This window comes from Portibacter lacus (assembly GCF_021533215.1).
Classification (GTDB): Bacteria; Bacteroidota; Bacteroidia; order Chitinophagales; family Saprospiraceae; genus Portibacter; species Portibacter lacus.
Window position 1 is genome coordinate 216246 of the sequence record NZ_JAJNKA010000001.1, and the last position, 17491, is coordinate 233736.

Annotated in this window: 9 protein-coding genes; 2 read left to right on the forward strand and 7 right to left on the reverse strand. The window is 36.7% G+C overall.

What is annotated here, in order from left to right; genetic code table 11:
- Position 1: 1 nt before the first annotated feature.
- The 4 genes from L2586_RS00735 to L2586_RS00750 form a co-directional block, all read right to left on the reverse strand.
- Positions 2 to 3061, reverse strand: coding sequence for an efflux RND transporter permease subunit (locus L2586_RS00735; protein WP_235290841.1), 3060 nt, complete (start codon positions 3059 to 3061; stop codon positions 2 to 4).
- A gap of 4 nt (positions 3062 to 3065) precedes the next feature.
- Positions 3066 to 4115, reverse strand: a complete 1050-nt coding sequence (locus L2586_RS00740; protein WP_235290842.1) for an efflux RND transporter periplasmic adaptor subunit — start codon at positions 4113 to 4115, stop codon at positions 3066 to 3068.
- A 194-nt stretch (positions 4116 to 4309) separates the two neighbouring features.
- Complete coding sequence (locus L2586_RS00745) at positions 4310 to 5422, reverse strand: glycosyltransferase (RefSeq protein ID WP_235290843.1); 1113 nt, start codon at positions 5420 to 5422, stop codon at positions 4310 to 4312.
- A gap of 6 nt (positions 5423 to 5428) precedes the next feature.
- Positions 5429 to 5893 carry a hypothetical protein gene (locus L2586_RS00750; protein ID WP_235290844.1) on the reverse strand — a complete coding sequence of 155 codons (465 nt, stop codon included), beginning with the start codon at positions 5891 to 5893 and terminating at the stop codon, positions 5429 to 5431.
- A gap of 683 nt (positions 5894 to 6576) precedes the next feature.
- On the opposite strand from L2586_RS00750, the gene L2586_RS00755 reads away from it, so the two are divergent.
- Positions 6577 to 12570 (forward strand): Ig-like domain-containing protein, encoded by a 5994-nt coding sequence (locus L2586_RS00755; RefSeq protein WP_235290845.1) that lies wholly within the window; start codon positions 6577 to 6579, stop codon positions 12568 to 12570.
- A 70-nt stretch (positions 12571 to 12640) separates the two neighbouring features.
- Positions 12641 to 13762 carry a T9SS type A sorting domain-containing protein gene (locus L2586_RS00760; RefSeq protein WP_235290846.1) on the forward strand — a complete coding sequence of 374 codons (1122 nt, stop codon included), beginning with the start codon at positions 12641 to 12643 and terminating at the stop codon, positions 13760 to 13762.
- A gap of 51 nt (positions 13763 to 13813) precedes the next feature.
- On the opposite strand, the gene L2586_RS00765 is transcribed toward L2586_RS00760, so the two are convergent.
- The 3 genes from L2586_RS00765 to L2586_RS00775 are packed head-to-tail and all read right to left on the reverse strand — an operon-like array spanning position 13814 to position 17453.
- Positions 13814 to 14743: a hypothetical protein gene (locus L2586_RS00765; RefSeq protein ID WP_235290847.1), complete on the reverse strand. Its 930-nt coding sequence runs from the start codon at positions 14741 to 14743 to the stop codon at positions 13814 to 13816.
- Entirely contained in the window at positions 14730 to 15665 is a 936-nt protein-coding gene (locus L2586_RS00770) for a retropepsin-like aspartic protease (protein ID WP_235290848.1), read from the reverse strand. Before L2586_RS00770 ends, L2586_RS00765 begins: the two co-directional genes overlap by 14 nt.
- 30 nt (positions 15666 to 15695) lie before the next feature.
- Positions 15696 to 17453, reverse strand: coding sequence for an ABC transporter ATP-binding protein (locus tag L2586_RS00775; protein WP_235290849.1), 1758 nt, complete (start codon positions 17451 to 17453; stop codon positions 15696 to 15698).
- Positions 17454 to 17491: the final 38 nt, after the last annotated feature.

Sequence of the window (17491 nt, forward strand, 5' to 3'; positions counted from 1 at the left end):
TCTATTCTTTTATCTGAGGTTTCTTTCGCGAAATCAATAAATACATGGATGGAATAATATACAAAGTCAAGATCAATGAAAATAACAATCCACCGATAATGGCAAGTCCCATCGGAATTCTAGAAGTGGAGGCAGAACCTATCGCAAGTGCAATCGGCAACGTCCCTAGAACGGTAGCTAAAGAAGTCATTAAAATAGGACGTAACCTAGAAGCCGAGGCATCTAATATCGCTTCAGCTTTTGTTTTTGATGTCAATAGTTTCTGATTCGCAAACTCAACGATTAGAATTCCATTTTTAGTTACAATTCCGATTAACACGATTATTCCTATCTGACTAAATATATTTAGTGTTTGGCCATAGAAATAAAGCGTTAATAATGCACCTAGAAGGGCAAGTGGTACAGTTACCATTATAATTATTGGGTCAATGTAAGATTCAAATTGTGCTGCTAATGTTAAGAACACAAGAATAAGTGCTAGACCAAAGGCAAAGTATAATCCGCTAGAACTTTCTTGTAATTCTTTAGAACTTCCCGAAAGAGAGGTAGAAAAGGATTCATCTAGCAGTTCATCTGCAATTTTATCCATTTCTTCGATTCCCATACCTACGGTGAATCCATCATTTAAGCCTGCATTGATAGTTGCAGAAACATACCTGTTGTAACGATATAACTGTGGAGGAGAAGAAGTCTCTTCCATGTTAATGACTTCAGATAATTTGATCAATTGTCCATTTTCTGCCCGGACGCTAGCTTGAGAAAGATCGAGAGGTGCATCTCTATAAGGACGATCAGCTTCACCGATTACCTCGTATTGTTTACCATCTCTGATAAAGTAGCCGTATCGTTGAGAAGCAAAAAGCAATTGCAGGGTTTCTGCAACATCTTGTACCGAAATTCCTAAAGTTCGAGCCTTGTCTCTATCTATGGTTACCGTTAATTCTGGCTTTGTAAATTTCAGATTGATATCTACAACACTAAATGCACCATTATCCTCTGCTTTTTTAATAAAGCTAGGTATGATTTCTTTTAATTTTTCCAAGGTTGGGGCCTGAATAACATACTGAACGGGTAATCCGCCCCTTGACCTAGTCACTTCGATAGTCTCTGGCTCTACGATAAATGATCTTGCGAAGTTTTTCGAAGAAATTAATGGGAAAACACTCTCCACGATTTCAGACTGGGATCTTTCTCTCTCAGTCGGAGGAGTTAGGTTCATAAATACGAATCCTGAATTTACAGAAGTAGAAGAACCAAATCCTGGAGAAGTCACTGAAATATAAGCTTTTCTTTCGGGAATGGTATCGAGAATTTGAAGTAATTCTACCATGTATTCATCCATTAATTCGTAACTAGTTCCTTCAGGAGCTGTTGCGATAACTCGAAATGCTCCTTTGTCTTCTTTCGGTGCAAGTTCAGTTGGTATGACTTGAACAACAAAATATATGGCTACGAATGCGAGTAATATTAGAAGTGGAGATAACCATTTAGCTTTAATAAACCATGCTAAACTTTTTCGGTATCCATTCGTCATGGCCACGAAAAAACGCTCAGTTACATTGTAAAACTTATTGTGCTTTTCTCGCTTTTTCAACATTCTAGAAGCAAGCATTGGAGTTAATGTAAGAGAAACGAAGGTGGAAATAACAATTGCTCCACCCACTACAAATCCGAATTCTCTAAATAGACGTCCTGATAATCCTGATAAGAAAATTACAGGCATAAATACTGCGATCAAGGTAACTGAAGTCGCAATAATGGCAAAAAATATTTCTTTAGCACCTTCATGAGCAGCCTTAAGTGGCTCCATTCCTTTTTCAATCTTTTGGTAAATGTTTTCTAACATCACAATGGCATCATCTACCACCAGTCCTGTGGACAGCACGATTCCTAGTAAGGTTAGAATATTGATGGAATAATCCATCACATACAAAATAAAGAATGTACCAATCAATGATATAGGCATGACGAGTACAGGGATGATGGTTGTCCGCCAATCTCTTAGGAAGGCGAAAATCACGAAAACTACCAAGGAGAAAGCTATAAAAATTGTGTTTTTAACTTCTTCTATAGCAGCACGAATGGGTTCTGTATTATCAAAGGCATACCCCACTTTTACATCTTCGGGCATTTCTTTTTCTATTCGCGAAACTCGGTCATAAATGTCATCAGCTATTTCAATGTAATTAGCACCGGGTTGAGGAGTGATCGCTACACCAACCATAGGTATGATGCCTTTACCACGAAGCAGTGTTCGTTTGTTTTGGGCTTCGATTCTTGCAACTCCGATATCTTTCAGTCTAATGATACTTCCTTCTTTCTCACTGATAATTAAGTTGTTGAAATCTTCTTCAGATTCTAATCGACCAAAAGTTCTAATGGTCAATTCCTGACGATAACCTTCTATTTTTCCAGTAGGTAATTCGACGTTTTCTCTTTGTAATGCTAGTCTCACATCATTCGGTGCGATCTGCAAGGAAGACATCTTGCTAGGATCCAGATTTAATCTCATGGAGTAAACCTTAGAACCCCAGATTCGGATATTTGCTATTCCTTGGACCGTTTGCAATCTTTCTTTGAAGAGCTTATCTGCCATGTCCGTTAGTTCCAGCAAAGACCTGTTGTTAGACTGTAGGGTAAGTGCCATAATCGTAGTGGCATCCGCATCGGCCTTATTAACAATCGGTGTTTCTATATCTGGAGGAAGGGATCGGATGGCTCTAGAAACTCGATCTCTTACATCATTTGCTGCGGCTTCTAAATCCACATCTAGTTCGAATTCTACCGTGACTGTTGATCTTCCATCTGCACTCACAGAAGAAATCGTACGAATACCTGAAATTCCGTTTATACTTTCCTCAAGTGGCTCCGTAACTTGAGATTCCATAACATCCGCATTGGCACCAGGATAATTGGCGACCACCGAAATAATAGGTGGATCAACTGATGGATATTCTCGGACACCTAAGTAACTGAAACCAATAAATCCGAAGATGATAATTACGATAGATAGAACGGATGATAATACGGGACGATCAATATTTAATGATGATAAGTTCATGGTATTATCTAGATTTTAGATTCGCTTCTACTAGCATTCCGTCGGTTGCAGAAAGTATCCCAGTAACTAAAATAGTATCGGTGTCTGTAATTCCACCTAGGATTTGAACCGCTGATGGTGTACGCATTCCAACTTCCACTTTTTGAGATTTTACTTTGCCATTCTTTGCAATAAGTACTTTCTGTCCATCTAGGATAGGAATGATTGCTTCTGCTGGAATTAAAAGTGATCCTTCATCGCCTTGAATATCATAATAGATATCGGCATATCCGCCGGGCATAAAAATACCTTTACTATTAGGCACGCGGCATCTCATTCTTAAGGACCTATTTTCTGATTCTAAATTAGGAGAGACTAAATAAATAGAAGCCTCGAAAGTATCCTGCTGGGAAGGAACTGTGAATTGGATTTTATCTCCCTGAGTTACTGATCCTGCTAATTTTTCTGGTACGAAGAATTCTAACTTAATAGGATTGATTTTATGCAATTCGGCGATTCCAACTCCAGGAGATAGATAAGCGCCTTCACTTTTCATTTTAATTCCGATACGACCAGAAAAGGGCGCATATATACTCGTTTGAGTGATTTGTGCATCAATTATAGCGATGTCAGCTTCGATTACCTTTGCAAGATTTTTTAATCGGTCACCTTCTTCGACACTTAACGCTTGTATTTTCAATAGCTTTTCAGCACGAGCTATTTCTTGTTGTGCATATTTTAAATCGACTTCTAGTTTCTTACGACGTGCCTGTAATTCAATATCATTAATCTTAGCTAAAAGTTCACCTTTCTTTTTATAGTCACCTTCTTTGAAATAGATATTTTTAAGATATCCAGATACTTCTGAAGATATTTCTACTTCATCTTCAGCGATGAAAGAACCTGTAGAAGTAGATTGTTGTTTGACATCAGACCGCTCTGCAAGAATAGCATCCGCTTTTAAGATCTTAGGTCCGTTATTTTTGGGAGCTTCAGTCTTTTTTTGTTCTTCTTGGCATGAAATAGAAAAAACTACAATTGCCAAAAAGATAAAAAATACATGATGTTTTTTCATACTTCTTCGTGCGCTTTATTTGCAATAAGAAACTGTAATTGCAATTATGTGAAATTGCGTGCAATTTAAAGATAAGATAACTATTAGTGTATTTCTTGGAATTATAATATGTTAATGAAATTCAAATGTTTTATAGGTAAAGACAAATTTCCTTTTTTGGAAGTGCGGAAAGGAGGCTGATAAACAGTTGATTATCAAGATAGATTTCTATCCTTCCATTCATATTTACCACCAAAGATTGCGAAAATTCCAGCGATTAAGATGTAGATGGTTTGAATGAAAAAGATAGAAAAGAAGAATTTGAAAGTATGTTTTTTGTTAAAGTAGGCACACATGTTTTGGAGGTATAAATAATCCATTATACCCTTGATCAATAGCTGGGTTAATAGGATGAATAGACTGAAACCTCCAGTTATAGGAATTAAAACTAGGTTTATTAATATGGTTAAACTCAGTAACCAAATACTGCCGGTCATCCATTTATAAATTCCACTAGAAAACTGCTTTGTTTTAGTGGCCCATCTTTTTCTTTGGTTCCATAGCGATTTCCAGCTGTCTTCTGCTTTGCTCTCTACGGTGGCATCATGTGATTTTAGAAAGCCAATATGCTCAGGATCTTGCATTGCAACTTTATTAATAAAAAAGACATCGTCGCCAGAGGCAAAGTCTGAGTTGCCTTCGTAAGGATTCAAGTCCTGAAAAAGTTGCTTTTCAAATATCAGGTTTGCTCCGTTAGCTAAATAATGTGTTCCAGATTGGATTCCAGAACCGTGAAAACCCATTATTCCGCAAGTTTCCATGATTTGAAAGGATTCAAGCGCATTCTCATTTCCGGTAAGGGCAACCATTCCCACGATCATGGGCTTTTTAGTGTATTCGTAATAAGATGCAATTGCTCTAAGCCAATTTTTTTCTACCTTACAATCAGCGTCGGTAGTGATGATTAATTGACCTTTAGCCTTTTCGATGCCGAGTCTCAATGCATTTTTCTTTCCTTTTAGTTTAGCGTCAAGGAGAATTACTTTAGAAGGAATTTTAGATAGAGAACGATCTGTGGAGTGATCATTTACAGCAATGACTTCGTATAAATGTTTTGGATAGTTACTACGTAATATTTGCGTTAGACATTCTTCGATATGATTTTCTTCATTTCGAAATGGGACTATGATGCTGATCTTGGTTTCTGGAGTAAATCGTTCAGAAGTCTCCCATTCTTCGATTTCATTAAAACTGGTAAGGGTATGAATGATAATGAATATATAGACAAAGGCAATTGATATGGAAACAAAATAAAGGATAATTAGCATCCTTTATTATCGCTCTTTATTGAAATAATTATCATAATTCTTCTCTTTTACCTTTCCGAATTCATCAAGGTCAAGTGGTTCTTCATCTAATTCTTCATATTCTACAAAGTCACCTTCCCTTTCTGCATCACCGGGGTTTTGAAATTTCCTTAATTTTTTCCCAGTAAATGCTCTGAATAATAAAACAACAAAAACGATTGGGTATAGGAAAAAGGTTAGCGCTGTTGCTCCTATTCCGTATAGTGGATTTTTAGTGAATAAAACACCTAGTTGTTTGATGAAATTTAAAACAACCTTATAATCAATAATCAACGTTGCAATCAGTAGGATTGGTGCAAGAAAATATAGCAAGTTAAAGATTCCTCTCAGCACAAAAAATGAACCAATTAGAATAACAGCCATCATTATAATGGCAAGCCAATTTCCGAATGGGTTTCCACTGTTTCTTCTATTTCCAGGATATATTGACATGTTATATTTTTATTCTTTTAACTCTTAAAGATAGTGATTTGTTCCTCGATTTCGACAAACATGCTATGAATTCAGATATAGTTCTGTTTTTTTAGATTTAATACAAATTTAATATAAGCCAATTTTCTAGGCTCTATACTTGTAATATTTGGTATTAAATTATTGATTATTAGTATTTTGTGAGTGTAAATGCTAGTGCGGTATGACCATTTTATTGACAAGTGTCAATTTTTTTTGACATAAAAGATGTTAAAGAAGTTGATTTTTTAAATAAAAATAAACAATATTGGTAGGGTAATCAGGAAAAAAGTTTCCTTTTATACACACCACCTTTTTTAAAATACACCACCTTTTATTTATTGTTGAAACCTTTTTAAACAAAACACAACAACTTTTCCCTATACCTTTTCTTATAAACACCTCTTTACGATTCTAATTTTAGAAATCGTGTGCCCAAACTTTATTTATAATTCATATCCTGGATCAATATTATTTTAATCTAAATCTATTAGACTAGACCGTGATTTGTCTGTCTATTTAGAATGTTTTTCTGAGTTGTCATGACTCGGGCAGATATTCTTGTGGGTTTAGTGAACAAAAAACTTAACGATATGATGATTTACAACACTATTAAAGCCCAGCACTTTTTTTTAAACTCCCCCCTATTTTTAATCATCCTTCTTATGTTATGTGTTGGCTCTGCCAATGCCCAAATTGCAAATGCGGCCTGTAACGTTCAAGAGCCTTGGATTAGTGCAGATTATAGTAGTCTGAGTGTGACTGTTACGGATGATGGATATGTTTTATGTTCAAACACTGTTCAGAATGAAGCTAATGTTATAGGCAGTGTATCTGATTTTGCATTCATTGATATGAATGGAATAGCATGTTCAGCAGAAATTGCTGTTAGAGATAACACAAATACTTACCCTGCTGGAACTTTCGCAGGTTATAAAATTGGCACTGAATCTTTAATTGCTGGTGTTTCTGTCGCGTCAACAGTTACCATTTCTACGTATAATAATGGGACCTTAGTAGATAATCAAGTTGTTGTTTCCAGTTTGCTGGGTTTAGACTTAGATTTGGTAGGAGCAGATGGCTTAGCAACGGTTGGATTTATCTCAGATTTTGATTTCGATGAGATCAGAATAACATATACAGCTCTTGTGGGATTATTTGAAGGTCAAGTCTATCATCCTGTAATCCAGAAATTCTGTTCTGGACCAGATACCCCATGTAATGAGGTTACTACCATAACGAGTCCAGCTCATCCTTTATCAATAAGTGAGGAAAATACTGGTCTTACAGGTGTCGCATGTCTTGTCTGTAGCGTTGGTAATCCGAATAATCTTGTTAATGCAATTCCGAATGATTTTGCTTCCTTGAATGTAGATGTAGGACTCTTAGCAGGAGCACAAATTTCAGTTGAAAACGAAATAGATGATTATCCAGCAGGTACTTACGCAGGATTTGATATAGAAAATTCATCCCTTCTCGATATTGGGGTATTAGATAACATAACAATAAGAACTTACTTAGATGGTAGTCTACAAGAAACCAAAAATGGTGTGAGTGAATTAGCAGATGTGGGCAGCGGATTATTGTTTGGAAGTACACGTAGAATCGTTGGCTTTGTTACTAGTCTGCCTTTTGACGAAGTACAAATTGAAACTTATAACTTAGCAAGTGTAGATATAGGATCGACAAATGTGTATGGCTTGGTGATTCAGCGTTTTTGCAGTGGTCCAGATTTAGGTTGTAATGATTTGCAAGCAATAGCAAATCCAGAGCATCCATTATATATTAATCCAGATAGAAGCGGATTGTTAAGTGGTGTTTGTGTAGCATGTGGTGTGAGTAATGCACAGAATGTTATTAATGATGACGATACCGATTTTGCTAACATTAATACAACTGTAGGGGTGTTAAGTGATGTAGGATTATCAGTAAGAAATCAGATAGATGATTATCCAGCAGGAACCTATGCGGGTTTCGATGTTAGAACTACTGGTCTCTTAGATGTAACTCTTCTGGATCAGATAACAATCAATACTTATTTAGATGGTGTGTTGGTGGATAGTAAATCGGGGCAAAGTGAATTAGTTTCTGCGCAGACCTCTTTACTAACACCAAGTGAAAGAAAAACAATAGGATTTATTTCAGAGGGAACGTTCGATGAAGTTCAGATTGTTGTTGAAAATTTAGTTGCCGTAGATTTAGGAACAATTGAAGTTCACGGTGTAATCTTTTCTTCGTTTTGCGCGATTGAAATAGTTTGTGACACAACATTTTTCTTAACGAATACTAACTTCCCAGTTATTGTTGATTATTTTAAAACAGGAACTGATGGGGTAGCTTGTGTAGGTAATTCAGTAACTAACACAGACAATGTTATTAATAATGATCCGAATAGTTATGCAGAAATTACAGTAATTGCTGGCGTTGCATGTCCTGCATCATTAGCAGTATTAGATGCATTAGACTCTTTTCCGATAGGAAGTAAAGCTGGTTTTGTTATAGAAGTAACCGACCCTTTAATTCTTAACTTAGGAGTTGGTCTATTTGATAATATAATTATCGAAACTTATCTCAACGGAAACTTGCAAGAAAGTAGAACAGGAGTTTCTAATTTAATAGATGTTGAATTACTCTTCTTATATATCAATGATTTAGAAGGTCGTTTTAATTTAGGTTTCGAAACGACAAAAGTCTATGATGAAGTAAGAATTGTTGTTAATAGCCTTGTGGGAATTACGAATAAGGTAAATGTTTATTCAGCATTCGTAGATACTCGAGGTGCAACGGGAGACGGTTTTAATTGTTGTCCAGTTATAGCACCAGAGCTTTCAGCGACAACATTGACTAACGTTTGTGATACAAAAACAGTTGATATTTCGGCACTAGAAATAAGTACTGCTCCTAATAATTCAACTTTAGTTTGGTTCACAACTGATGAACCTACAGGAGAAGCTTATGCAACTCCAGGTCAAGCAATAGCAGGTAGCTATTACGCATATTATTATGATAGTGTAAATGATTGTTATAGTCCAGCTTCTGAAGAAGTTGTTGTGTCCATAATTGATTGTGCTGATTTAGAGATAGGAGTTGCGGTTGATGAAGCAACACCAGAAGTAGGTGATACAGTTACATTCACGATAACAATAACAAACAATGGACCGGATGGAGCTACGAATGTAGTAGGTTATGATACACTTCCAAGTGGGTATGTTTTTGTAGAGTCATCTACCGCTTCTGGTAGTTATGATGAAACGACAGGTCTGTGGACTATTGGTGGTCTAGCTTTAAATGAAAGTGTAACATTGACCATTAAAGCAGAAGTTGCTTATGGTGGTGAATATGATAATGCAGTTCATGTAACAGGGGATGAAGATGACAGTGATGATGCTAACAATCATGATAATATTGCTACAACACCGATAGATCCTTGTGATCCAGCTGGGCAATCGGTAGATGTCGATTGTGACAGTGATGGATTAACTAACAATGAAGAATTAACAGGAATAGATGATCCTAATACGATCCCTGATCCTAATGGTAATATGACAGATCCAGATGATCCAGACACAGATGGAGACGGAGTAACGGATGGAGATGAAGCAATCGATGAAACCAATCCTAATAATCCTTGTGAGTTCGATCCAACAAGTGTGACGCTTACACCAGAATTAGCTTTTGATGACCTTGATTGTGACGGAGACGGAGTAACAAATATAGATGAGCTTACAGATTTGACTAATATTTTAGATCCTTGCGATTTTGTTTTATCAAGTGTAAGTCAGAATGCAACTAGTACAGGCGATTGTGACGGTGATGGCGTAACGGATGCAGATGAGATCAATGGACTTGATGATGACTACAGTACTCCAGGAGACAATACCGATCCGAATGATCCATGTGATTTTAATATTGAAGATCAAGGTACACCTGGAGCAGGTTGGTTAACAGCAGATTGTGATGGAGACGGCGTAACAAATGGTGATGAATACGCAGGATTAGACGATGATCCAGCAACCACTGGAGATAATACTAATCCATTAGATCCATGCGATTATAATTTAGTTGATCAAGGCATACCTTCAGCCGAATGGTTAACAGCAGATTGTGATGGAGACGGAGCGACAAATGGCGATGAATATGCAGGATTAGATGATGATCCTTTAACAACAGAAGATAATACTAACCCGCTAGATCCATGTGAATACAATGTAGCAGATCAAGGCACACCGTCAGCCGCATGGTTAGGAGGTGATTGTGATGGAGATGGTGTGACGAATGGCGATGAGTATGCAGGATTAGATGATGATCCAGCAACCACCGGAGATAATACAGATCCGAATGATGCATGTAGTTTGAACTTAGCAGATGTAAGTCAGAATGCAACAAGTACAGGCGATTGTGACGGAGATGGAGTAACGGATGCAGATGAAATTAATGGAACAGATGGTGATTATAGCACTCCAGGAGATAACTCAGATCCGAATAATGCATGTAGTTTAAACTTAGCAGATGTAAGTCAGAATGCAACAAGTACAGGCGATTGTGACGGAGATGGCGTAACGGATGCAGATGAGATTAATGGAACAGATGGTGATTATAGCACTCCAGGAGATAACACAGATCCGAATGATGCATGTAGTTTGAACTTAGCAGATGTGAGTCAGAATGCAACAAGCACAGGTGATTGTGACGGAGATGGCGTAACGGATGCAGATGAGATTAATGGAACAGATGGTGATTATAGCACTCCAGGAGATAACACAGATCCAAATGATGCATGTAGTTTGAACTTGGCGGATGTAAGTCAGAATGCAACAAGCACAGGCGATTGTGACGGAGATGGCGTAACGGATGCAGATGAGATTAATGGAACAGATAGCGATTATAGCACTGGAGGTGATAATACTAATCCATTAGATGCATGTGATTATAACGTAGATGATATATCCGCAACGGTAACAGCTGATCAAAGCGGTTGTAATTTACTATATGCTATGAATGATATCAATGTAACCATTAAAGGAATTCCAGTAACAGGAAATGTATTGACAAATGATAGTGATCCTGAAAATGATGGTTTCGAAATTACAAAAATCATTACTGGTGGAGCGCTAAATCCTAGCCCAGGAGGTTCTTCTATATTATTACCGAGCGGAAATTCACTTGTTATGGGTTCAGGAGGTAACTACGTATTCACACCTTTATTTGGATTTATAGGAGAAGAAAAGTTTTCATACATCATATGTGATGAAGGTGAACCAGAAAAATGTGATACTGCTGATGTGGTGATCAATGTTTCACCACTGCCAATAGAAATGAATAATGCACCAATAGCTAATGATGATAATGGACGTACTCCAAATGATGAAGCATTATCCGGAAATGTAATGTCGAATGATAATGATATAGATGGCGATGCTATTAGCGTAACCCAAGTAGTAACGCAACCGACGAACGGAACAATAACTATAGATCCAAATGGTGATTTTGTTTATACACCAAATTCTGGATTTGTAGGTAAAGATAAAGTAGAATACGAAATCTGCGACGATGGAACTCCTAGTGAGTGTGATAATGCAATACTTACAATAGTAGTTACAGAAACAGATGGTGAGAATGAAATCTACTGCAATGATGATTCAGGGATGGGGTGGTCTAATTCCAGTATTAACATACCTGTGCTAGAAAATGACACTGACCCAGAAGGTGATACACCAACCATCCCTGAAATCATTTCTGGTCCTAGTAATGGTACCGCTGTAGTGAATGCAGATTCAACAATTACGTATACTCCAGGAAATGATTATTCTGGAAATGATGAATTAGTCTATAGGATATGTGATGACTTAGAACCTACGGTTTGTGATACAGCAACGGTTTACTTCACAGTCTTTGAGAGAATGTGTCATGAACTAGAATTGAGCGTGTTCTTAGAGGGGCCGTATGATGCCAATACTGGGTTAATGACTACTAAATTGAATGAATTTCATCTTTTGCCTGGACAGGATGTAGATAATTTTATCCCAGGACTTGGTGTTGTAACACCTATCGGACAGCCATATAATATTGCCCCTTGGAATTATAATGGGACAGAAGGTAATAATTATGGGGAAGAAAGCACTAATCCAGGTAGCACACCTTACCCAAGTAATATAACTGATTGGGTTTTAGTTTCAGTTAGAGAGGCAGGAATTTCAGCGGCGAATGTAATGTGGACTTGTGCTGGAATGTTAGCTTCAAATGGTTCAGTTGAATTCCCAGAAGAGTGTCCATGTTTAGAACTTGATCCGTCAGAAGTGTACCATGTCGTAGTAGAGCATAGAAATCATCTACCGATAATGAGTAACGCAATTAGTCCGGCATTGGGCAACTTGAGTATAGACTTCACAACTACGGATTCATGGAAGTTTAATATTGGGTCTCCTCAAGAAGTTACCCAAAAATTGACAAATGGAAAGTTTTTAATGTATGCAGCAAATGGCATTCAAGGATCAGGGAGAACAGATATTAATTCATCGGATAACTCAATTTGGTTACAAGATAATTCAACAATTTTTCAATATAAATATGGTGATTTTGATTTAAATGCAGATGTGAATTCAGCTGATTTTTTCTTGTACATAATTAATGTTAGCCGTTTCAACATATTAAATTTTTAATCAGAACAAAAAAATAGAATAGCAATTTTCAATTGCGAAGTTTAAAATATTTTAAGTAAAGAAAAGAACTATGAAAAGTATAAAAACACTAATAATAATCATCACCTTAACGCTACCTATAGGTAATTTGTTTGGACAGGTATTAACAATTAATCTAGAGGAATCAGGAGGTGCATGTGGTTTAGCAACAGATTGTGAAAATGATGTGTTGTGTGTCGACATTGTAATGACGATTTCGGAAGCTAAGGAATTAAAGGCTTATAATATTTGGGTAACTTATGATCAGAGTAAGTTATCTAGGGACAATTTGGCTCTTAATGATAATTCAGGAGATGGAGATAACTCATGCATAATGAGTAATGGTGCTCAGGATACGGATTTGGAAGAGAGTCAAGGTGCATGGCGTGTAGCTGGAATAGAGGGTTCGTTTAACATGGTTGCAAATGTGCCTGCAACTGTACATACAATATGTTTTGCTGTGGAGGCTAATACACCACCAGGAGCTCTGAATGGAGAAATGATATGTGTAGGTGGAAGTCAAGCGGGAGGAGCGCTAACGACTACGGTAACTTTTTCAGATGTAACTTATGATGATGTGGCCACAGAAACCTGCTTGACATTAAATAATTCATTTACATCGTGCTCTTTACTACCTGTAGAACTAACTAAGTTCGAAGCAGAGAAAGAAAAAGACTATGGAATGCTGCATTGGGCAACTTCTAGTGAATTAAACAACTTGCATTTTGAAGTTGAAAGTTCTAACGATGGAAAAAACTTTGAAAAGATTGGTGTTGTGCTAGGAGCTGGTACTACTTCCGACTTGTCAACCTATGACTTTGTAGATAGAGCGCCTTTTACAGGTATCAATTTCTATAGATTGAAACAAGTTGACCTGAATGGAGCATTCGAATATTCTGATGTAAGAACACTGGATTTTAGAGCTAATGGTGATTATTATGTATTCCCGAATCCAGCGAGTGATCACATTGTGATCAAAACTTCATCGAGAGAGTTGGATGAAGAGGCGAAATTTCAGTTGTACAACGAGTTAGGCCAATTGGTTAAAAACGGAATGGTTTCAAACAATAGTAATGTTTCAGTTGCTGATTTAGATAATGGTATGTATATACTAAGAATTCTAGGAAGTAATCAGAATGTATTACTAAATCAAAAAATTAATATTTTAAAATAAATCATATCGTATTAGTAAAGGAGTGGTCATTCGTAATAGATGACCACTTTTTTAGTTTATGATCAATACTGAATTAGAAATCCCTTCATTATCTACCTCCATTAAGTCATTTTCAGGGTCTAAAACCCACTCACGACCAACGATAAACTTATAATAATGTTTGCCTGGTGGTAGTTCTAAAGTTGTAGTCCAGGTATTTCCATTCTTTTCTAAGGGAATGCTTTGATCATCCCAATTGTTAAAACTACCAGCAAGAAAAACCTTTCTGATATTTTCATCTGAAGTGAATGAGAATTTAATTTTTTCTCCGATTAAAAGGATCGAATTCCATGTCTGATGTTCATTTCTTAATTTGAGAGAGTTAAGAACATCATGAGTCCATTTGCCATCAATTATGAATTTGTATTCATAAATGCCAGGAGCTAATTCTAGATCTATCTGCCATCCATTATCTACTTGAATCATACTGATTTCTTCTTCATTCCAGTGGTTAAAAGTTCCAGCTAGAATTACTTTTTCAGCTCGTTGGTTCCCCTTTAGGAAAAACCGTGCATTTCCTTCTTCCGTAATTTGGAAAGGTATTTTTGGTTGAGTAGTAGTCGTATCTAATTGGGATCGAGGGCTTTGCCAGTATTCAGTGAATAGCAAGTACTTATCGAAAGGATCATACTCTTCCTCGAAGTCATCTAAAGGTTTTCTAAGCTCGAAAACGTTGCCTTGTATATAATGAAAAGTCCATTGATTGGCAAGCTTTTCAAAGCTGGATTTAGATTGAATCGCTTGAGATAATTTTAGAGAATCAAAGTCATGAACTAAAGAAAATTTTTCTGCATACAAAGAATCAAGCTTGTCGCTAGAGCATTGAAAAACAACCATGTCACCTTTTATCGTAAGCGTCACGCCACCTGTCTGCCCATAAGTCAAAATTGGCAAAAGAAAGAGAATCAAGTATGTCAGTAACCTTTTGCTATGTTCGTCCATAATAGATTTTGTGAAGGTATATCTTTTTCTGCTTATAATTAATACTGAAAATCCAAGGTGCAAGAAAACCATGTCCTAAGATGCCATCTAAGTTCGTCCCATATATTTGATTTAAATAATTCATGTTCGTTAAGATCGTTGCCATAGATGCGCACTTATATTTTTCACTCAATTTCAGTCTATATAATATGCCTGCTAATGCTTGCTTTTGTTTTCCATCGGCCCCAGATATATTTATACGATTGATGACTTTAAAGTTCTCCAGCACGTTTCGATTTCTTTTATTATCTAAGACATTATACTCTGCTCCAGTATCAATTCCCATTCGCTTCGATTCATCTCCTATTTTAACTTCGATAACGGGGATGAAGTTTCCTAGTGTAAAAGAAAAACTATCTATTTTTTCTTGAGTATGCGGTAGTTTTAAGATCATCTCCCCTTGATCATCTAGTTTAGAAAAAGTAACATACCTTTCTCGATAGTTTAGCATGATCTCATAATCTTTGATCACGTCGTAGCCGATTAATCCGAGAATTTTAATGTTCTTTTTATTTTCTATTTCGGTTAGGTCAATGTTTTCCGCTTCTAAATCATGAAATACCAATTGTTCCATTTCCATTTCTTCTACTTCGGATTTTCCGATTTTAGATACTTCTCCTGAAATGCCATATGCTGTATGATTGGAAACGGATGTTGGCGAAAAATATTGACTGTTGAGGACTAATCCATTGGCACCAGTATCAAGAATAAAGTTTCCTTCTTGATCACCGATTTTCGCTTTAAGAATAATTAGAGATTGATAATAATTAAAAGGTACGATGGATGAATATACATCTTGGGTTAATGCTTGAGAAAACACTAAGTCAACCGAAAAACAATTCGATACAAAGAGTAAGTTGATGAAAATAATTAGAATTCTCACACTGAAAGATAGCTTTTTCGACTATATCTATTAATGCATTTCGACGAACTGCATTTCGATCATATTTCGATAATGACCATCTTCTATCTTCATTAATTCATCATGACTGCCGAATTCTTTGATATATCCTTTATCTAAGACCAAAATTTTATCCGCATTTCGAATGGTACTAAGTCTGTGCGCGATTATGATAGAGGTTCTTTTTTGGATTAACTTCTCTATGGCATTCTGAATAATGGCCTCCGTTTCGGTATCGATCGAAGAAGTTGCTTCATCCAGAATCAAGATATCAGGATCGAAAACGAGTGCTCTTACGAAAGAAATAAGTTGGCGCTGTCCCATGCTCAGATTAGCACCGCGCTCCATTACTTTGTAGTCATATCCATCTGGCAGATTTTCGAGGAATGCGTCAGCTCCTATAGATTTAGCAGCTTGTTCTATTTTCTCCTTACTAATATCCTCATTTCGGAGTGAAATATTTTCGTAAACATTCCCATTGAATAGGAAAACATCTTGCAGCACAATTGCTATTCTGGATCGTAAACTGTCCAGATTAAATTCTCGAATATCGGTTCCATTAATAGAAATGGTCCCTTTCTGAATTTCATAGAACCTGTTCAGGATATTTATAATGGTTGACTTCCCGGAACCCGTACTTCCTACGATGGCCAATGTGCTACCTTCTTTGACTTCGAAATTGATATCGTGAAGCACATAATTTTCATCATCATATGAAAAAGAAACATCATCAAATTTGATATCGCCTTCTAGCTTCTCAATGTATATATTTCCTTTGTTTTCTATTTTATCTGTATTGTCGAGCACCTTGAATACTCTGTCCGCAGCGACCATTCCCATCTGAAGGGTATTGAATTTATCCGCTAACATTCTAATCGGTCTGAAAAGCAAGTCTAGATACATCGGGAAAGCGACTAGCGCACCGAATGAAACACTGCCAGATATATAACCTCCAGCTCCCCACCAGACCAAAAGTGCAAGTGAAAGTGCAGAGATAATTTCCACCACTGGATAGAAGACGGCATAATAGAGTATGGCATTAAGGTTAGCTTTTGTATAATCTCTATTGATTTTTTTGAATTTTTCGCGTTCTTGCTTCTCAGCATTGAAAATCTGAACGATTCTCATTCCTGTAATTCTCTCGTTCAGGAAGGCATTCATTTTACTGATTTGCGTTCTTACATTTTGATAGCTTGCTTTCACTTTTTCCTTGAAAACATAAGTAGCGAGCATCATTAATGGCATCGTAATTAGACATATCAATGTCAATTTTACAGAGGTGAAAAACATCAAACCTAGAACTGCGAAAATACTTAGAATATCTGCGACGATGGTGACAACACCTTGTGCGAATACATTATTGATCGCTTCTACATCATTAATCGTTCGGGTAGTAATTGTTCCAATGGGAGTAGTATCAAAAAATCTCAATTTAAGAGAAAGAATATGATTGAACACGCGAACCCTGAGATCTCTGATGACTTGCTGACCAAGTAGATTCACAGAATAGATAAAAATGTATTGCAGAATCACAGCGGCTAAAACGGCGGCTACGAATATGAGGGACATTCTGATTAATCCTGGAATATCGTTGTTGAAGATATGATCATCGACAATAATATTGATAAGGTAAGGTCTAATTGCCGAAATCGGTGCAATTACAACAGCAAGAATACCTACGGAAATGAATAATCCTTTGTAGGGCTTCGCCAGTTTCAGGATGCGTTTTAGTATTTCCCAGTCAAATTTGTTTCCTTTAGATTCGGACATATAGGCTATAAAAACAGGTTTTTGTAATTTTTGTTGCG